16 protein-coding genes and 1 pseudogene are annotated in these 17,904 nt (G+C 58.5%); 11 read left to right on the plus strand and 6 right to left on the minus strand.

Annotation, left to right across the window (positions count from 1 at the left end; genetic code table 11):
• Window positions 1-92 precede the first annotated feature (92 nt).
• The 5 genes from E6C55_RS19220 to E6C55_RS19240 all read left to right on the plus strand — a co-directional run bounded on the left by E6C55_RS19220 (window position 93) and on the right by E6C55_RS19240 (window position 6,667).
• The gene (locus tag E6C55_RS19220; protein ID WP_136371433.1) at window positions 93-1,964 is read left to right on the plus strand and encodes an ABC transporter ATP-binding protein; all 1,872 of its coding nucleotides are present in this window, start codon (window positions 93-95) and stop codon (window positions 1,962-1,964) included.
• Entirely contained in the window at window positions 1,915-3,684 is a 1,770-nt protein-coding gene (locus E6C55_RS19225) for an ABC transporter ATP-binding protein (RefSeq protein WP_136371434.1), read from the plus strand. Before E6C55_RS19220 ends, E6C55_RS19225 begins: the two co-directional genes overlap by 50 nt.
• On the plus strand, window positions 3,681-4,676 hold the full coding sequence (locus E6C55_RS19230; RefSeq protein WP_136371435.1) for a nitroreductase family protein: 996 nt from the start codon (window positions 3,681-3,683) through the stop codon (window positions 4,674-4,676). Before E6C55_RS19225 ends, E6C55_RS19230 begins: the two co-directional genes overlap by 4 nt.
• 259 nt (window positions 4,677-4,935) lie before the next feature.
• Entirely contained in the window at window positions 4,936-6,078 is a 1,143-nt protein-coding gene (gene solA, locus E6C55_RS19235; RefSeq protein ID WP_269145554.1) for an N-methyl-L-tryptophan oxidase, read from the plus strand.
• Window positions 6,079-6,199: 121 nt separating this feature from the next.
• A complete protein-coding gene (locus E6C55_RS19240) occupies window positions 6,200-6,667 on the plus strand; it encodes a DUF421 domain-containing protein (RefSeq protein WP_136371436.1) in 468 nt (155 codons plus the stop codon).
• A 12-nt stretch (window positions 6,668-6,679) separates the two neighbouring features.
• Here E6C55_RS19240 and E6C55_RS19245 read toward each other — a convergent pair whose 3' ends face one another.
• Genes E6C55_RS19245 through E6C55_RS19255 form a run of 3 tightly spaced genes read right to left on the minus strand, consistent with a single transcriptional unit; the run spans window position 6,680 to window position 10,698 of the window.
• Window positions 6,680-7,870 (minus strand): Ger(x)C family spore germination protein, encoded by a 1,191-nt coding sequence (locus E6C55_RS19245; RefSeq protein ID WP_136371437.1) that lies wholly within the window; start codon window positions 7,868-7,870, stop codon window positions 6,680-6,682.
• A complete protein-coding gene (locus E6C55_RS19250; protein WP_136371438.1) occupies window positions 7,863-8,966 on the minus strand; it encodes a GerAB/ArcD/ProY family transporter in 1,104 nt (367 codons plus the stop codon). Before E6C55_RS19250 ends, E6C55_RS19245 begins: the two co-directional genes overlap by 8 nt.
• Before the next feature lie 19 nt (window positions 8,967-8,985).
• The gene (locus E6C55_RS19255) at window positions 8,986-10,698 is read right to left on the minus strand and encodes a spore germination protein (protein ID WP_136371439.1); all 1,713 of its coding nucleotides are present in this window, start codon (window positions 10,696-10,698) and stop codon (window positions 8,986-8,988) included.
• A gap of 147 nt (window positions 10,699-10,845) precedes the next feature.
• Between E6C55_RS19255 and E6C55_RS19260 the strand changes: the two genes are divergently transcribed.
• Together E6C55_RS19260 and E6C55_RS35230 are read left to right on the plus strand one after the other, a co-directional pair.
• The gene (locus E6C55_RS19260) at window positions 10,846-11,040 is read left to right on the plus strand and encodes a DUF2188 domain-containing protein (protein ID WP_136371440.1); all 195 of its coding nucleotides are present in this window, start codon (window positions 10,846-10,848) and stop codon (window positions 11,038-11,040) included.
• Window positions 11,041-11,240: 200 nt separating this feature from the next.
• Window positions 11,241-11,534: pseudogene (locus E6C55_RS35230) on the plus strand (response regulator); the annotation flags it as partial.
• Between the two features lie 1,015 nt (window positions 11,535-12,549).
• Here the strand turns inward: E6C55_RS35230 and E6C55_RS19270 are convergent.
• Window positions 12,550-13,698 (minus strand): IS91 family transposase, encoded by a 1,149-nt coding sequence (locus E6C55_RS19270; protein WP_136371442.1) that lies wholly within the window; start codon window positions 13,696-13,698, stop codon window positions 12,550-12,552.
• A gap of 356 nt (window positions 13,699-14,054) precedes the next feature.
• Complete coding sequence (locus E6C55_RS19275) at window positions 14,055-14,486, minus strand: MarR family winged helix-turn-helix transcriptional regulator (protein ID WP_136371443.1); 432 nt, start codon at window positions 14,484-14,486, stop codon at window positions 14,055-14,057.
• Window positions 14,487-14,664: 178 nt separating this feature from the next.
• Between E6C55_RS19275 and E6C55_RS19280 the strand changes: the two genes are divergently transcribed.
• Window positions 14,665-15,285 (plus strand): NADPH-dependent FMN reductase, encoded by a 621-nt coding sequence (locus E6C55_RS19280; protein ID WP_136371444.1) that lies wholly within the window; start codon window positions 14,665-14,667, stop codon window positions 15,283-15,285.
• A gap of 90 nt (window positions 15,286-15,375) precedes the next feature.
• On the opposite strand, the gene E6C55_RS19285 is transcribed toward E6C55_RS19280, so the two are convergent.
• On the minus strand, window positions 15,376-15,585 hold the full coding sequence (locus tag E6C55_RS19285) for a helix-turn-helix transcriptional regulator (RefSeq protein ID WP_136371445.1): 210 nt from the start codon (window positions 15,583-15,585) through the stop codon (window positions 15,376-15,378).
• A gap of 413 nt (window positions 15,586-15,998) precedes the next feature.
• On the opposite strand from E6C55_RS19285, the gene E6C55_RS19290 reads away from it, so the two are divergent.
• From E6C55_RS19290 to E6C55_RS19300, 3 genes are all read left to right on the plus strand, one after another.
• Window positions 15,999-16,403 (plus strand): GntR family transcriptional regulator, encoded by a 405-nt coding sequence (locus E6C55_RS19290; protein WP_136371446.1) that lies wholly within the window; start codon window positions 15,999-16,001, stop codon window positions 16,401-16,403.
• Window positions 16,396-17,085: an ATP-binding cassette domain-containing protein gene (locus E6C55_RS19295; protein WP_136371447.1), complete on the plus strand. Its 690-nt coding sequence runs from the start codon at window positions 16,396-16,398 to the stop codon at window positions 17,083-17,085. Before E6C55_RS19290 ends, E6C55_RS19295 begins: the two co-directional genes overlap by 8 nt.
• Window positions 17,086-17,231: 146 nt before the next feature.
• Window positions 17,232-17,894, plus strand: coding sequence for a hypothetical protein (locus E6C55_RS19300; protein WP_136371448.1), 663 nt, complete (start codon window positions 17,232-17,234; stop codon window positions 17,892-17,894).
• The last annotated feature ends 10 nt before the right edge of the window (window positions 17,895-17,904 follow it).

The raw sequence follows: 17,904 nt of genomic DNA on the forward strand, positions 1-17,904 counted from the left end.
GACAGTTGTCGATTGGCCCTCTGCGGAGAGTCTTTTTTTTCAACCGTCAGTGATAATGATTATCGTTGAGAAAAAAGAGGGAGGCGAAGGAAATGGCGGCCAAAGAGGAACGACAGGCGGAGGGATTGCTTCGGATCGCCGGGCAGAAGAAGGGCTTGCTCCTGACGGCCAGCATCTTCTCTATCTTGTCCAGCCTGCTGCAGTTAGCTCCGTTCTATGCCGTATACCGTATCGTGGAAGAAGTGATGGCCGGTGCCCGAAGCCCGTCCGCCGTCGACGGGGACGTGCTTGTGTACTGGGGTGTCGTCGCGTTCGTTGCGCTCGTCGCCGCGCTTGTCGCGCTGTACATCGGAGGGATGTGCTCCCATATTGCGGCGTTCGACATTCTGTACCGTCTGCGGGTGAAGCTGACCGACCATGTGGCGTGTGTGCCGATGGGCTATCATACCCGAACCTCCAAGGGAGAGCTCAAGAAGATTATCGAGGTCAGCGTCGAGCGAATCGAGAAGTTCATCGCGCATCAGTTGCCGGATATCGTCAGCGCGATCGCCATTCCGCTTCTGCTGATCGGGTACCTGTTCGGGCTCGATTGGCGGCTCGCCGTCGTTCTGCTTGTGCCGATCGTCGTCGGCTTCTGGATTCAAGCGCGGATCTTCGCGGGCGAAGCGGGGCAGGAAGCCTACCGAAGCTACCAATACGCGATGGAAGAGATGAATGCGACGGGAGTGGAATACGTAAGAGGCATGCCTGCAGTCAAGATCTTCGGCATCAAGGCCGAGTCGTTCCTGACCTTCAAGCAGGCGGTCGGCAGCTACCGGGATATCGCGATGCGAATTACGATGATCTGCAAGACGCCGTACAGCCTGTTCTTCGTCATCGTCAGCTCGCTGTTCGTCTTCGTCGTTCCCGCGGGCGTTCTGATCGCAAGCGGCAGCCCGGGCAATCAATCGTTCGCCATTACGCTTATTCTGTTCTTGCTCATTACCCCCAGCCTGTCGGTTCCGCTGCTTAAGCTGATGTACATCGGCGGCGGACTGCGGGATATCGTCGAGGGCAACAAGCGGATCGCCGCCGTGTTGTCGGAGCCGATTGTGCAGGAGCCGGACAGTCCGAGGGCGCCGCTGGCGTACGGGATCGAATTCCGCGGCGTTCGCTTCGCGTACGAGAAGCCGGACAGCAAGCACTACAAGCAGGTGCTGACCGATGTGAGCTTCTCGGCGAGGGAAGGCGAGATGACCGCGCTTGTCGGCCCCTCAGGCGGCGGCAAGTCGACGATCGCAAGCTTGCTGCTTCGGTTCTGGGACGTGCAGGAGGGAGAGATTCTTATCGGAGGCGTGCCGATCCGCGAGATGGGAACCGACCGGCTGATGGATGCGGTATCGTTTGTTTTCCAGGATGTGCATCTGTTCTACGACACAATCGAAGAGAACATTCGGATGGGCAACCGCGAAGCCGGCAGGGAGCAGGTGATCGAAGCGGCCAAGCGCGCTTCCTGCCACGAGTTCATCGAGAAGCTGGAGCACGGCTACGAGACGCGGATCGGCGAGGGGGGAACTTACTTGTCCGGGGGAGAAGCGCAACGGATCGCAATCGCCCGGGCGCTGCTGAAGGATGCCCCGATTCTGGTGCTCGACGAAGCTACCGCCTATGCGGACGCGGAGAACGAGCGGAAGATTCAGCAGGGGCTGATCGAGCTCGTGAAGGGGAAGACCGTCCTGATCATTGCGCATCGCCTGTCCACGATCCGGATGGCCGAACAGATTGTTGTTGTCCGGGACGGAAGCATCGTCGAACGCGGAACCCATGACGAGCTGCGGGACAAGGGCGGCCTCTACGAGCAGATGTGGGTCGCCCACCGCAGCGCGGCTTCCTGGAAGCTGGGCAAGCGGAACGCGGCGGCTGGCACAGCCGAGGATGCGACTAAGAACGGCAGGGAGGTGCGAGCGCGTGTCTTATTGGACTAATATATCCGGAGGCAATCCGAAGAGCCTGTGGCCGTCCGCCTCGGCGGCCTTGCTGGACGGGATCGCCAAGATCGTTCCCGCGGCCCTTCTGGTCGAATTGATCCGCATCGTCTACCGTTCGTTCGCCGAGCCGGAGGCCGGCCTGGATACCGGGCGCATGTGGATTGTGGCGGCCGTGCTGGTCGGCTGGCTCGCGGTCATGTACGGGACGAATTCCATTCTGTACGACCGCTCGTACAAGGCGGCGTACGACGTATCCGCCGAAGGGCGAATGAAGCTGGCGGAGCACCTGCGAGGCTTGTCGCTCGGCTACTTCGGCAAGCGCGATCCCGGCGATGTCACCAATGTTCTGTTGGGCGATTATGGTCAGGTCGAGCATACGATCTCGCACAACGTTCCGCAGTTGATCAGCGCGATCGTGCTGCCCGCATTGGCCGTTGTCGGCCTCGCGTTCCTCGACTGGCGGATGGCGCTGGCGATGTTCGTCGCGCTGCCGTTCGGGCTGCTCCTGCTGGCGCTGACGGATTCGCTCCAAGCCCGGCTCAGCGAGAGCCACGTCAGGGCGAAGAACGAAGCGTCGAACCGGCTGCAGGAATACTTGTCAGGCATCAAGGAGATCAAGGCGCATCGCATGAACGGCCAGCGCTTCGAACGTCTGCGCTTCTCGTTCGATCGCCTGAAGCGGGCCTCGATCCGGCTCGAAGGGATCATGGGTCCGCTTGTGATGGGGGCGATGCTGCTCGCAAGGTCCGGGTTCACGATCATGATCGCGGCGGGCAGCTACCTGCTCGCGGGCGGCACGCTTGATCTTCCGAGCTTCCTGCTGTTCCTGCTGGTCGGAATCCGGGTGTTCGATCCGCTCACGGTTGTGCTGATGAGCTACGGCGAGATCCGCTATTCGGCATACAGCGCGAAGCGGATTATGGACGTAAGGAAGGAGCTTCCGCCGGAGGGCGGCGCGATCGTCGATCCGACCGGCGAGATTCGGTTCCACCGGGTCACGTTCGGCTACGAGGACGACAAGCCGGTGCTTCGGGAGCTGAGCTTCGCGATTGCGCCGAAGACGATCACGGCGCTCGTCGGGCCGTCGGGCAGCGGGAAGAGCACGGTGACGAGGCTGATCGCAAGGTTCTGGGACGTGCAGCAAGGCGAGGTGTCCATCGGCGGCACGCCGCTTCGCGAGGCGGAGCCGGAACGGCTGCTGGACGGCATCTCCATGGTGTTCCAGGATGTTTATCTGTTCGCGGATACGATCGGCAACAATATCCGGGTAGGCAAGATGACGGCGACGCAAGCGGAGATCGAGGCGGCGGCGAGAAGGGCATGCTGCCACGAGTTCATCTCGCGGCTGCCGCAAGGCTACGATACGCCGGTCGGAGAAGGCGGCTCGACGCTGTCGGGCGGCGAGAAGCAGCGGGTCTCGATCGCCCGCGCGCTGCTGAAGGACGCCTCGATCGTCCTGCTGGACGAGGCGACCGCTTCGCTCGATCCGGAGAACGAGGCGGCGGTTCAGACGGCGATCAACGAGCTGGTCGCAGACAAGACGGTGCTGATCATCGCGCATCGGCTGAAGACGATCCAATACGCGGATCGCATCCTCGTTCTGGAGCAAGGACGCTTGGCCGAATCGGGAACGCACGACGAGCTGGTCGGCCAAGGCGGCATTTATTCCCGATTGTGGAGCATTCAACAAGAAGCTGAAGGGTGGCAAGTCAAATGAAGCTGACGGATCTTCTTCCCGCGATCTGGGATGAGCCGATATTCACCGGCAAGCCGGTCTCCCGCGAGACGCTGCTGTCTCTGCTGGACGTCGCCGTATGGGCGCCGAACCATCATCTGCGGGAGCCGTGGACCTTCACGTGGATGGAATCCGCGAGGAACGCGGAGGGGCAAGCTCCCGGCATGCTGTGGATCGGCATGCCGGCGGGCGGCAAGCCAAGGCATGAAGCGGACGACGAGGCGGCGGTCTGGTGCCTGGTGCACAACCTCAGAATCGCCGCCAGGGAACAGGGAATCGGCGTGCGCCTCGAGAAGGCGCCGGCGGATCGGCCCGAGGCTGCCGGGCGGCCCGAGAAGGAGAAGGTCGTTGCGGTTCTCGCCATCGGCTATGCGGACATGACGCCGCTCGCGAATGCGGCGTTCTCTTCCCTGATTCGGGAACGGCGCACCGTGCGCCAATTCGCGGATCGCAAGGTGGAGGCCGAGCTCGTCCGGGAGCTCCTGCAGGCTTGCACGCCGCAGGCGAGCGCCGGCGCCGGCGATGCTTCGCGCCCATGGCGCGTCATCGAAGCGGGAAGCGATTCGGAGCGCGGCGCGCTGGCCGATCTGATGATGGCGCAGCTCAAGGATATGCTCGCCTACAAGATCGTGCCCGGCAAGATCAAGCAGGTATTCCGGCAGAAGACATTCGCGATCCCGTTCAACCTGATCTTCGTTCTCGAGGATTCGCGGGCGAAGGAGGCGGACGGGCTGGGCGAGGTGTGCGGCGTCATGCAAGGGTTCCAGCTTGCGGCCTGGGAGCGCGGGCTCGGCATGACCTGGTCCTCCAGCGAGCAGTTGAAGTACCCGGACTTCGCAAGAGGGCTCGGGCTCGCTCCCGGCGAGAGCGTCCTCGGCATTCTGCATATGGGGTATGCGGCGAAGGTGCCGAAGGCGCGCCCCCGAACTCCGGCCGAGAAGAAGCTGCGCTTCGTTCCTTCCGAGCGGAATTAGCCTTCAATGCTTATGGGCTTCTTGCGGCTTATGGACTTCCTTGATTAGAGATTCGAATTTATCGATTGGGAAACGATTGACGTCCGGAATGAACGGGTGCTACTATTCGCATAGGCAACAAAATAACTAGGAATTACGGAAGCAAGACTGCCATCTGCCAGACAACTGGAGACCGCATCCCTTGGGGGATTTCGGTCTCCATTCTGCATAAGGCGGCTAAGAGGCCGAAGCGGAACGAAGCGAAGGGGAGGATAAATCAGTGAGTCCATCGTTGGCAAAAGCGGATGTCATTGTGGTCGGAGCCGGTTCGATGGGAATGAGCGCGGGGTACGAGCTGGCGCGGCGGGGGGCTGATACGCTGCTGATCGACGCCTTCGATCCTCCGCACGGAGAGGGAAGCCATCATGGCGAGCCGCGGCTTATTCGCCATGCGTACAGCGGCGGTTCCGCTTATGTGAAGCTCGCTCTGCGGGCGGACGAGAAGTGGCTGGAGCTGGAGGAGGAGACGGGCGAGAGGCTGCTGGAGCGATCCGGCGTCCTCAATGTTGCCGATATGTCCGTCTATGACTTCCGGGAGAGGCAGGCGGATATCGACGGCGAGCGCATCCCGGTGGATTGGCTGTCGGCGGAGCAGATCCGCCGGCGGTGGCCGGCCGTTCGCGTTCCCGACGGGTTCCGCGGGATGTACGAGCCGAATGCCGGTTACTTGTACAGCGAACGATGCGTCGCGGCGTACAAGCGGCAAGCGCTGCGCGCCGGGGCGAGGCTGATCGCGAACACGTTCGTCACGGGGCTTCGGACGGAGAAGGACGGAAGCGTCGTCGTCCAGACGAAGGACGGGAGCTGCCGGGCCGATCGCGTCATTGTGAGCGCGGGAGCCTGGTTCAAGACGCTGCAGCCGTTCCTGTTCCTGCCGATCCGTTCGGTGCGCAAGGTCGTCGGCTGGTTCGAGACGGAGGGGAAGGCGTTCGACAGAGGCGCGTTCCCCGGCTTCACGATCGGAACCAAGCACGGCGGCTTCTACGGCTTCCCGAGCATCGACGGAGCCGGCGTCAAGATCGGGCGTCACGACGGCGGCGTTCCATGGGAGCCCGGGAGGCCGTTGGAGCCGTTCGGGACCTACCCGGACGATGAAGCCGATCTGCGGCAGGCGCTGGAGAGCTACCTGCCCGGCGCTGCCGGCCGGCTGCTTCGCGGCGCCGTCTGCAAGTACGAGCTGACGCCGGACGAGGACTTCATCATCGACCAGCATCCGCTATACCGGAATGTGATCGTCGCCGGCGGCTTCTCGGGCCACGGCTTCAAGTTCGCGAGCGCGGTGGGGGAAGCGTTGGCCGACCTTGCCTTAAACGGCGGCACCTCCTGGGACCTCTCGCCGTTTCGCTTGTCCCGGTTCGTCTAAGCCTCCGCTTATCGCTCGAAGGTTGCCCCTGCAGACAACGCATTTTCCACCCGACCCTGTGCCGCGAAGCTGCTCGTTATTGTGGGTAAATAGCGGACAAAGGCACAGAAGGAGGATTCCGATGCAGGATTATGCGGAGATTGCGACCAAGCTCGCGCTTGCCTTCGCAGGGCTGTGGACGCTGACACGCTTGCTCGGGAAGAGAGAGATCGGACAGTTGACGCCGTTCGACTTCGTCTCTTCCTTGGTGCTCGGCGATCTGGTGGGGGATACGATATACGACAAAGAAACAAGCTGCTGGAAGATGCTCTTCGCCTTGGCCGTCTGGGCCGCTCTGTCCTACGCGTTCGAGAAGATCATGAAGCTGAGCAAGCCGCTGCGCAGGAAGCTGGAGGGCGGAGCCGAGCTGATGATCGTTGACGGGAAAATCGATGAAGCCGCGATGAAGCGCAACAACATGGAGCTCGAAGAGCTGAAGATGATGCTCCGGCAGAAGGACGTCTTCTCCGTCGGCGAAGTCGCCTTGGCCGTGTACGAGACGAACGGCTCGCTCAGCGTCCTGCGGAAATCCGGCGCTGACGACAACTGACGCTCCGGGATGCTACTTCTCCACGAACGAACCGAAATCCGTTATCGTCACATCGCAATCCAGATCGATCTTCGAACGGCTGAAGACGTCGTCCCAGTCGTCCTTCGCCTTCTTCCAGGCGGAAGGATGCTGGATGGACAGCTTCTGGCCGAATCCCGCGACGTCGGTCTTGTAGTCGGACTGCAGCTTATGCAGGAGCGTCTGCATCATGGCCGACACTCTCTCCTCGATAATCGCAGCAAGCTTCTCCGCATGGGTGTCCGAGGTCGGCATCCGGCGTTTGCTCCAAGTCTCGATAATGCGCCCTTCGAAGGAGAGGGAGACGCGGAAGGAGATGCGGTCGCCATCGACGGCGGAGCGCACCTTGCTCCGAACGGATTTGATCTCGTACGTCAGCGGCTCGTTATCCTCGTCATAGGCCTTGATGACACCGCTCTTGCCCGACTTGGCAAGCCAGGCCAGGCACTCCGTGTCCTCTTGGCCCAACGTTCCGATCCAGTGCCCGGAGGCTCCCTTGATAATGCCCGCCCCGGAGAAGGCGAGCTCTCCTCCTCCGGTCACGATATTTTGCAGCACGAAGCTCTTGTCGGCATGCGACAGAGCGTCGATCCGCGATAACGTAACCGGCTCCAGCACCTTGCTCGTTCTGCCCTGATTGAGGCGCATATCCCTGATGTGGAAGGCAGGCACGTCGTTGGGCTGGCTGGATTCGAGCGCTTCGCGGGCCTGGCCGTGGCTGAGGAACACCATGGTGCTGGGGCGAATGTCGTTATCCCGCAGCAGGAAGTCCATCAATTGGTCCATCGTCTGCCGCTTCAGCAGCTCGGAAGAGATGACGATCACCTTCAGGTGATGGCCGATGATCGGCCGGTCCAGGCGAATGGAGAATTGGCGGAAAATTTCCAGGATCGAGTCGCCGCTGCCGGAGACGTTGAGGTACGGATGCTGCGCTGCCTTCTGGTCCTTGTCCTTCGACCCCATGGCTTTGATCGGGATGATCTGAACGGTCGCCATGACCTTGTTCTGTTTGACGTATTCCGCGCCCTGCGCTTCAAGGTCCTTCTCCACGGGAGCCGGTTGCCCCGTGTCCAGCGCCAAACCGGCGTATACCGCCAAATTCTCGATCTCCTTGCTGCTCCAACAACCCGACAACGGAAGGGTGAGGCAGAGGCAGAGGAGCGCCGCTCTTATTCTGCTAACCATGCGCTATTCGTCCCTTCTTCCGCACAAGCCAGACAAGCGACAGCATCACCGGGATCAGCATGAACAGGACAAGGCTCATCTTCCCGATCTCGTCGCCGAGCCCGAAGACGTCCTCGAGGCTCTTGGGAACCATCGCCGCCAGATAAATGACCGGAACCATGCCCAAGAGGACTGCAGGGAAGGGGAGCTTGAATACCTGGGACAGGCCGAGGGAGGATTGGAAGAAGAAACTGCAGAAGTTGCAGAACATCTGCATCAGCCAGACGACCATAAGCGGGAATTCCAGCCGTTCCACGAAGAAGCCCGTCACCTCGAAGCTGCGGATCAAGTCGATGGTCGGCCAGGCGCTCGTCATGACGGAATCGATGGAGAGGCCGCCGACAACGAACACGACCGTAAGCAGGTACAGACCGAACGGAATGGCGATGCCTCCCAGCATCGCCTTAACCGCTTGCTGCGGATATTGCATGAAGGCGACGAGCGTCAGGACGACCTCGCAGCCCGCATAGACCAATATGGAGGACTTGAGTCCCTTCATGACGGGAGGGAGGCCGCTTCCGAGCACCGGTCGCAAATTATCGATGTCGAAGAGGCGGAAGCTGACTGCGAACGAGAGGAGAAGAACAAATATCGTGATCGGGAACACGATCTGGTACACCCGTGCAATCGAATTGATGCCTCCGCTCACCAGATAGGCTCCCGCCCATATGAACGGAATCACGATCGCCCACATCGGCGTGCCTTCGAGAAGGAAGAACAAGGTTACCTCGGCGAGCGAACGAATCTCGAAGCCGGCGACCGAGATGAAGTACCCGATCAGCAGCAGGCTCAACAAGCCTCCGGGAATTCTCCCGGCGATGATCGCGGAATACTGGAACACCGTCTTGCCCGGGAACTGCTGGCCCAGCTTGACCATCAGCAGAATGACCAGCATGACGACCATTCCGCCGACCAGGATGGTCAGCCAGGAATCGGGGGTCTTCATCGCCTGCGTGATGCCGCGGGGCATGGTGAGAATTCCGGCGCCGAGCACGGTGTTCGTGAGGAATACGACCGCCTGCGAGGAAGTGATCTTATCGTCGGTGCGTACGAACAAGGCTTAGCCCCCCTTGGAATTAAGGTCTTCGAGTGTTGTCCCGCGGCTTCAGCATCGCCGGTCTGCGCTTCATCAGAGAGAGCGGGGCCCGGATGAAGAGATCCTTCCAATCCTGAATCCGGAAGGGAGAGATCGGCGTTACGTACGGCACCCCGAAGCTCTTCAGCTTCGTGAGATGGCTGCACAGCAGCAGGAAGAACAGAATCGTTCCGAACATGCCGAGGATGGCCGCGAACAGCATGCCCGCGAAGCGCAGGATGCGCAAGGTAATTCCGGCGCTGTAGGTCGGGATCGAGAACGAGGAGATCGCGGTGACGGCGACGACGATAACGAGGAACGGGCTGACGATTCCCGCCTGGACCGCCGCATCTCCGATGATCAGGCCGCCTACGATGCCCATGGCGGGCCCGACCGGCTTCGGCAGGCGGATGCCGGCCTCCCGAAGAATCTCGATCGACACCTCGAGAATGAGCACTTCGATCAGCGAAGGGAAGGGGACGCCTTGCCGCGTCTCGATAATGGAGATGGCCAGCTCGGTCGGAATCAGGCCGGGGTGGAAGGAGATCAGCGAGATGTAGAGCGCGGGAGCCATCAACGCCATGAACGCGGCGAGGAACCGCAGCAATCGCAGCAGCGAGCTCGGCAGCCAGCGCTCGTAATAATCCTCGGGCGACTGCAGCAGCATGCTGAAGGTGGCCGGGACGATCAGCGCGAACGGCGTTCCGTCGAGCAGAATGGCGATTCTGCCTTCCAGAAGAGCGTTGATGACGCGGTCGGGCCGCTCGGTGTTCTGCGCCTGCTGGAAGGGACTCAAGGTGTTGTCCTCGATCAATTGCTCGACGTAGCCGGATTCGCCGAAGAAGTCGAAGTCGAGCTTGCTCACTCTGTCTTCCACATCCCGAAGCAGGTCGGGATTGACGATATCCTTGAAGTAGGCAAGCACCAGGTCCTTGGTCAGGCGCGTTCCGACCTTGTAATTGATCATCTCCAAGCTGGTGCCGAAGCCTTGGCGGCGCAGCATGGACGTATTCTCGCTGAGCACCTCCGAGAAGCCTAGCCGCGGGCCGCGCAGCAGCGCCTCGGACACGGGCTCCGCAACCGCGCGGCCCGCGGCATCGGGGAACTGAATAAGGAACCCGTACGGGACGCCTTCGATCAGCAAGCCGGCATGGCCGAACAGAACACATCGCTTGAAGCCGCCGCGCTCGGGACATCTCGCAAGGCTCTCGAACGGAAGCACATCGCCGGGCGAGATCGGAGCCTCCATCGCCTCGATAGTCGCCTCGAACATCAGGAATTGCATGAGCTGCAGATTCAGAATGCGGTCGTTCTGCATGCCGTCTACCCAGAACAAAGCCGCCTGGCGATTCAGCTTCGCCATCGGGAACGTTCGGAAGCGAAAGTCGCTGTTGCGGCCGATGGAATCGAGAATGGCCTGGAGATCGGATTCATAATCTCCGCTGAAGGGCTCCGGCTCGGACTCCGGAACCGCCCCCGGCTCGAACTTCGGAAACGCTCCCGGCCCCGAAGCGGCCAGCACGGACCGCGAATGGCCGGCCTTGTCGGACTTGCCGGACTTGCCGGACTTGCCGGACTTGCCGATCGCCTTGCCTCTGCGCACGAAGGCATCCGCTTTATGATAAAGTCGATTGACGACGATCGCGATTAGGAGCGCGGCGAGCGCCTGGCCGAACACGCTCCAATCGGGGATATATTCCAGGATGGACGACATCGGCGAAGAGCCTCCCGCACGTTGGACTGCAAATCTTATTTGAAGTTTTCCAAAGTTTGCTTGATTTTATGTCGAAGCACGCGTCCCTGATTCAAATCCGTCTTCCTCGTCTAAAGGAGGGTAAACAAGCAACGAGGAGGAATCGCTATGCCCTGGAGCAAGAACGACTACCCGGATTCGCTCAAGAACTTCATGGCCCCGATCCGCAGCAAGGCGATCGACATTGCCAACGAGCTGCTGGAGGACGGCTATTCCGAGAGCCGGGCGATCTCGATCGCGACCGCCAAGGCGAAGGAATGGGGAGAGAATCGCCACAAGCAGATTCGCAAGAAGGGACACTGACGGAGCAGTGCGCAAGCGGGCCGGCCGATGCGCATCCGCAATATTGTGCCATCCGTCAGCCAACATTACTATAGCCATTCGGATTCCGTCGATCGTATGATAGAAGCGGAAGAGTCCATTCATCACATAGGTTCGTCAGGGCTGCTGGGTTCCCGGCAGCCCTATGCGAGTTCGCGGGAGGAATCGCCATGTTTAAACTGATGATCGTCGATGACGAGATGTTGATGCGAATCGGAATTCGTTCCATCATCGATTGGGAGGAGCACGGATTCCGTGTCGTAAGCGAAGCGGCCAATGGCAAGGAAGCGCTCGAGCTCGCATTGGACTTGAAGCCGGATGTGATCATGACCGATATCAAGATGCCCGTCATGGACGGGCTGCAGCTCATCCGCGAAGCGTCTCGGGCGCTTCCTGCCTGCGAGTTCATCGTGCTCAGCAACTTCGATGAATTTCGCTATGCGAAGGAAGCCTGCCAGCTCGGGGCCGCCGATTATCTGATCAAGACCGAGGTCACGCCGCCGGTGCTGGGCGAACTGCTTGCGGGAATACGGCAGCGACTGCAGCGCGAGCATACCAGATCCGGCCTTGCGGCTCTGCCGCCCGACTTCACACAGAGCCTCACTCACCTGAAGGAGAGCCTGTTCAAGGATTTGATCAGCGGACTGCTCGACGAGAAGGAAGCCATAGCCAAGGCGCAGCAGCTTCAGTCGGGGGTCCGTTCGGAGGAGCTGGCCATCGTCAAGATGCGTATCGACCGGTTCGGGGAAGTCCGGAAGAAGTATGTGGAGAAGGATGAGAAGCTGCTGCGCTTCTCCATTGTCAACATTCTGGGCGAGATCATTCCGGCCAGATGGAGCAAGGAGATCGTGATCGAGAGCTCTGCCGACTATCTGCTTATCGTCAACACGTCGGAAGGGACGATGGCCGCCGTTCGCAAGGACATTCAACAACTGTGCGGCGATATTCAACTGACGATCAAGGAAGTGATGAATCTGTCGCTGTCGATCGGCATCAGCGCCGTCGTTCCGGGGTTCCGATGGTTGAAGACGGCTTACGAGCAGGCGGATCAAGCTCTTCGGCGCAAGTTCCTCGAAGGGGTGGGCCGCACGCTGTTCTATGAGGACGGAGCTTCGGCGGATGACGTCCGGACAGCGGCCGATCCGGCTAGCGAATCGGCCGAGCTCGCGTTGATCTCCGTGCTGGAGAGCCATAACGAAGCGAAGCTGGAGGCCTTCTTCGCGGAATATCGCAGAGCGCTTGCCGCGAAGACGAGGAACGAACGCGAAGTTCGCGAAGCTTACATTCGATTGACGGAGCTGATCGGCGCAAGGGGCTCTTACGCGAAGCGGCCGCATTCGCCGGCAGCGGAGCCGTCGCCGTATGAAGAGGTGCTGTCCGCGGAGACGCGGGAAGAGCTTCACGACATCGTGCTCCGGTATGCGAGACAGACGATGATCCCCGACACCCCGTCGTCGGAGCAACGCAATTATGCGGATATGGCAGCTCGGCTTATTCAACGGTTCTATGCCGAAGATCTCTCCTTGCGGAGGCTCGACTCATATGACCGACTCCACAACAAGGGCAGCATGCAAAGTCTTGGCCCAGTATCTGCTGCAAGAGTTCGAGCGTCGTACGTTTCGTTTGCGGATGTGCCGGTAAAGGTGTGCGTGTGAGCTTCTTGCAAAGCTTCAATCGAGTTGCTTTGCCTCGTGGACTCAGGAAGCCGTAATGCCGAATGCGCGTATATCCTGGAGGCAGGACGTGAATGAGGAAACGGCGAATAAACTCAGCCGCGGTGACGGTCATCTCCTTTGACTTATTGTCGTCCTTGTAATCCCGCCACTTGAACGTGACATGGTCTTCTTCCAATTTCATCATACGTGAGTTGGAGATGGCCACGCGGTGGGTGTATCTTCCCAGATACTCGACGACACAACCCGCATTCTTGAAAGGGGGCTTGCCGTACACGACCCACTCCTTCTGGTACAACGCAGTGAGCAGCCGCTGGAACGACGCTGGATGCTGCAGATCTGCCGTGGTACCGAAGAATTGGAGCTCGGCTTGCTTGAGATAGGCCAGGAACTTGCCTCTGAACTTTCTGGAGAGCACCTTCACCGGGATAAAGAACTTCTTCTTGGAAGGGACCCACTTGTTGGTCGCATCGATTCCTCCCCCGGGAACGACAACATGCAAATGCGGATGGTGCATAAGATTTTGTCCCCAGGTATGGAGGATCGAGGTAAAGCCAATCTGTGCGCCCAAATACTTCTTGTCAGCCGCCAGCTCGGTTAGCGTTTCTGCGGCAGCCTTGAACAACAAATCGTAAAGGATTTGCGGGTTGTGGCAGGCAATCGGGTTTAACAAATCCGGCAAGGTAAAGACGACGTGGAAGTAGCCGACGTTAAGCAAGTCCGCTTTTCTGGCTTCAATCCAGCGCTCTTTATTGACGGTCTGGCATTTCGGACAATGGCGGTTGCGGCAGGAATGGTAGGAGATACGCGTGAAGTCACAGGCATCACAGGCATCGAGATGCCCACCCATGGCGGCTGTCCGACAGTAGGTAATGGCCCGCATGACCTTGCGGACATGGAGCGGCTGCGGATGGTGGAGACGGTACGCTTCCCCATAGTGACGGAACACATCCTGCAACTCAATCACGGGTATCGCCCTCCAGTTGAGAGACGATAGGCCAGTTATCAAGTGGACTCTTCAGACCCGCCGTTTGGATACGATTTGTTCATGATGGTTCATAGGGACATCTCCTTAAGCTAGATTCGCAGTGGCCTGCATATCTAATTTAAGAGATGTCCTTTCTGAACACATCGTATGCCCCATCACAAACGGAAAGTTTCGTTTACGCCGAGCGTTTGATCTCTTACCACCGCGACAGCGGTTTAGTCCAAAATCGGGCAAAGTGGTCGTTTCCGGGCCGCGCCAATGTGAATTTTCGCATAAAATTCGGCGGCCAGCGAGACAGCCAGGCAATCCGATAGTTAATGGGATTAACCATAAGGTCAATCCCGGATCAGCTTGGAGGCGAGGGCCATGAATGAAGCGCGTTCGGCGTCATTGAGCTTATCCGTTATCGTTCTCACATGCCGTTCGATCTCGCCGCTGACGACCCGAATCAGTTGATGGCCTTCGGGCGTCACCTTCACATGAATGACGCGACGATCGGAGCGGGAGCTTCTGCGTTCGACCAGTCCCCGGCGCTCCGCGCGGCTGATCAGTCCGGTTATGCTGGATTTGTCGAGGCCAAGGTACTGCGCCAGTTGCAGCATAGTCAGCTCGCGATCCCGCAGAATGCCGAACAGGCGAATCTGGATGATGGACAGCTCGTACTCGGCTCCGATCCGGTTAAGAACTCCTTGAACAAGGAAGGATAATTGGACCAAGCCATCCATCATCGAGATCTCTTCTTGAACATTGGCGTCATTGTCGTTCATCATTAAAGCCTCCCATAAGCCGGATGATCTCGGGCAATCGGTCTGTGCGCCGTTGCCCATCTGTTTGCCATCTGTATTCTGTATTCTACCATAAAACCATTGACATAGTACGCGTCACAAACTATATTGTTTTTGTCACGTACTATTTTTGGCTATCAATACGGAAGCGGGTGGTTCCATGGATCGGAAGAACACCATACTGTTGGTTATGGGAAGCACACGGGCAGGCAGGAATTGCCCGACGATTACGGCATGGGTCGAATCCATCGGGCGCGAGGGCTCAACCGACGAGTACGAGATCGTCGATCTGGCGGAATGGCCGTTGCCGATGGACGACGAACCGGGCATTCCCGCCTTGGGGCATTACACCCAGCCGCACACCGTCGCGTGGAGCGAGAAGATCAAGAGCGCAAGCGCGATCGTGTTCGTCACCCCGCAGTTCAACTGGGGCTATCCGGCCGTTCTGAAGAACGCGATCGATCATCTCTACCGCGAGTGGAAGGACAAGCCCGTCATGCTCATAACCTACGGCGGTCACGGCGGCGGCCGTTGCGCCAAGCAGTTGAGAAGGGTGGCGGTTCGGCTGAGAATGCGCATCGTGCCGACGTCGCCTGCGCTCCGGCTGTCGGACGCGGTCATTCGGGAAGGCGCGGCGCTCGTTCCGGAGCGCGACTTCCGCGCGTTCGCCCCGACGGTTCGGCGGGCCTTCGCCGAGCTTGCCGCCCAGCTCGACGGCCGCGAACGGCTCCTGTCGCGGATGCGCCGCCGCTGGAAGGCGATGCTGGCGGTTGTTCTCTGAGAAGGGGCATTGAATGGTTTAACACATCCTTTAATTCATAATAATCGGACAAAACTTGGTGGACGGTCATTTGATTGTTCATCAAGTATTTCACGGTAATATTCCTCGCAGAATCTCATCTTGCTTAAGCGAGACGGATTGCTCGAACAACTGCTGGAAACGGATTCCGTAGCTGTGGTCCGAGTGAAGAGGGGAGAAGGCATGTTCGTTTATGAACTCGATAAAAACTTCGATGTTAAAGTCGATGATCTCTTCTTTGGTCGAGAAATACTTATATAAAGTCGCTCTGCTGATCTTCATCACTCTTGCCTTCCGGGGTCGGTTTAGTTTACATAATATTAGTTATGTTTATATAGCGGAAGCTAAGTATGACGCGTTAATTATATCGACCGACTCCAAGCTGTTCCTCCTGCCGTTTCCGGGGGGATCGGGTGAAAAGGCGTCGTCGGCTTCCGGGACATCGCGGGTTGCGACGCAATGATTCGCGCGGCGGCTACGAAGCGGCGTGCGGACGTGATCGGCGGCGGGCTCACTTTTGTCCTGCACTTTCTGCCCGGGCAAGAGTGTTTTCTTCTTTGATGAACACAGCCGACAGCCGTCTGAATTCACACGTAAAACCAGTCATTGACAATTTAGTGTATTAACCACATAATACATTTGTAGTGTATGAACTGATTGGTACACACGCTTGCGGGAAGATGAGGTGTCGCTTCATGAACAACGTCAATGATTGGGCCGATATCTCCTTCAACAGTCGCGATCCCGTTTATTTGCAAGTCGTTCGCATGTTCAAGGAGAAGATTGTAACCGGCGTTCTTCATTCCGGACAGACAATCCCGTCCAGAAGAGAGCTGGCAGCCCTGCTTAAGATTAATCCCAATACCGCGCAGAGAGCATACAAGGAAATGGAGGATCAGCGATTGATCGTAACCGAAGGCAATTCCCCGAGCCGCATTACGTTGGAGTCGGATGTACTGAGACAAATTCGATCGGAACTGCTCGGAGGAGCCGTTGAGGCTTTTGTAGCTTCTATCCGTAACATCGACGTTCCCTTGGACGAGCTGCTGGATGTGATTCGGCGGAAATACTCGGAAGCGCAGGAGGATAAGGATGATTGAGCTTATACGCGTCAGCCATAGGTACCTTTGCCGCAAAGTATTGAAAGAAGTCACGTTCGCAGCCGAGAAGGGGCAGATTACTTGTCTGATCGGACTTAACGGCGCAGGCAAATCGACTGTACTCAAGGCGATCATGGGACTGACGCCGATCCATGGGGGCACCATTCAAATCGACGGCAAGCCGATTGGCCGAGATACTTACGAGCAAGTCTCCTATATTCCCGATCATCTGGCCGTTCCGCCTTCGATGAAGCTGTCCGATGCTCTTCAATTCATGGAAGATTTCTATAGCCGTTGGAACAAGGATAGGGCAAGCGAGCTTATGCGGTTCTTTGGTCTGGATTACCGGGAGCGGGCCGGCCGCTTGTCGAAGGGGACGGCAGCCAAGTTCAACCTGGTGCTCGGCTTGGCTCAAGATTCCGATTACATCATTATGGACGAGCCCTTCGCAGGAATTGATCTGTTCAGCCGGGAGAGCATCGCAGAAGTGTTCTCCAGCGAACTGGTCGGCAGCCGGGGCGTTCTGCTGACGACTCACGAAGTGGGGGAGATCGAGCATCTTATCGACCAAGCGGTATTGCTGCGCGATGGCACCGTTGCCCGCACTTTCGAGTGCGAACAAGTCCGAAGCGAGGAAGGCAAATCGGTCGTTGACGTCATGAAGGAGGTACTCCTGGCTTGAATCGATATGTTAAGCTAGTCCATATGGAAGTTCATCGCTTCCGGTATGTTCTCTTCGGAATGATGCTCTTGACGGCGATTTGGCAAACCATCGGGGTTATCTATTATGCTAAGGTCAGAATGGATGGATGGAGAGAGGCAGCCCGCTTGGGTAATTATGCCCCGCGTCCCTTCTCGTTCGCCGATATTATCGGAGACTCGCAGTTCTGGTTCGCGCTGCCTATTCTGATCAGCATTACCGTATTGGGCTTGTATATCTTCCTGATCTGGTACCGGGACTGGATCGGTCGCGATAAGTTCGCCTACCGGATGTTTGCCCTCCCAACGGCAAGGAGCAACATCTATTTGGCCAAAGCCACTGCAATCTTGCTATTCGTGTTCTCCATGGTCTCGTTCCAATTGTTGCTCCTGCTGCTGGAACGCCAGTTGTTTAATGGGATCGTCCCCTCCGACTATCGAATGTCTTCCCTATTCTCCGAAGCTGTCGCGGCGAACCGAGTGTTTGAGCTCCCCTTGCTGCCGCTGGAGGGGGTGCGATTCGTTGTCTATTACGGAACCGGTATTCTGGCTGTCTTCGTCCTCTTTACGGCGATATTGCTGGAGCGGTGCTATCGTTGGCTAGGCATTGTCTATGCGATCTTGTATGTTGCCGCCTGCGGGACGGCGATCGGATTCGCAGCAAATCTTAATCCGTACGGTTACTTCTATCCCAGCGAGATAACAGCCATTCGCTTAGGCATTTACCTTGTTGTGATGGGCGTTACGCTCGCGCTCGGCTTCAGGCTTGTCTCCAAGAAGATCACCGTGTAGGGAGGGAATG

Origin of the sequence: Cohnella fermenti, assembly GCF_004801405.1 — a bacterium.
In the GTDB taxonomy this organism is placed as follows: Bacteria; Bacillota; Bacilli; order Paenibacillales; family Paenibacillaceae; genus Cohnella; species Cohnella fermenti.

Bases quoted from the DNA above. Each gene is read 5' to 3' on its own strand.
- E6C55_RS19220 (WP_136371433.1), top strand. From the start codon at position 93: ATGGCGGCCAAAGAGGAACGACAGGCGGAGGGATTGCTTCGGATCGCC.
- E6C55_RS19225 (WP_136371434.1), top strand. From the start codon at position 1,915: ATGCGACTAAGAACGGCAGGGAGGTGCGAGCGCGTGTCTTATTGGACT.
- E6C55_RS19230 (WP_136371435.1), top strand. From the start codon at position 3,681: ATGAAGCTGACGGATCTTCTTCCCGCGATCTGGGATGAGCCGATATTC.
- E6C55_RS19240 (WP_136371436.1), top strand. From the start codon at position 6,200: ATGCAGGATTATGCGGAGATTGCGACCAAGCTCGCGCTTGCCTTCGCA.
- E6C55_RS19245 (WP_136371437.1), bottom strand. From the start codon at position 7,870: ATGGTTAGCAGAATAAGAGCGGCGCTCCTCTGCCTCTGCCTCACCCTT.
- E6C55_RS19255 (WP_136371439.1), bottom strand. From the start codon at position 10,698: ATGTCGTCCATCCTGGAATATATCCCCGATTGGAGCGTGTTCGGCCAG.
- E6C55_RS19260 (WP_136371440.1), top strand. From the start codon at position 10,846: ATGCCCTGGAGCAAGAACGACTACCCGGATTCGCTCAAGAACTTCATG.
- E6C55_RS19275 (WP_136371443.1), bottom strand. From the start codon at position 14,486: ATGAACGACAATGACGCCAATGTTCAAGAAGAGATCTCGATGATGGAT.
- E6C55_RS19280 (WP_136371444.1), top strand. From the start codon at position 14,665: ATGGATCGGAAGAACACCATACTGTTGGTTATGGGAAGCACACGGGCA.
- E6C55_RS19285 (WP_136371445.1), bottom strand. From the start codon at position 15,585: ATGAAGATCAGCAGAGCGACTTTATATAAGTATTTCTCGACCAAAGAA.
- E6C55_RS19290 (WP_136371446.1), top strand. From the start codon at position 15,999: ATGAACAACGTCAATGATTGGGCCGATATCTCCTTCAACAGTCGCGAT.
- E6C55_RS19295 (WP_136371447.1), top strand. From the start codon at position 16,396: ATGATTGAGCTTATACGCGTCAGCCATAGGTACCTTTGCCGCAAAGTA.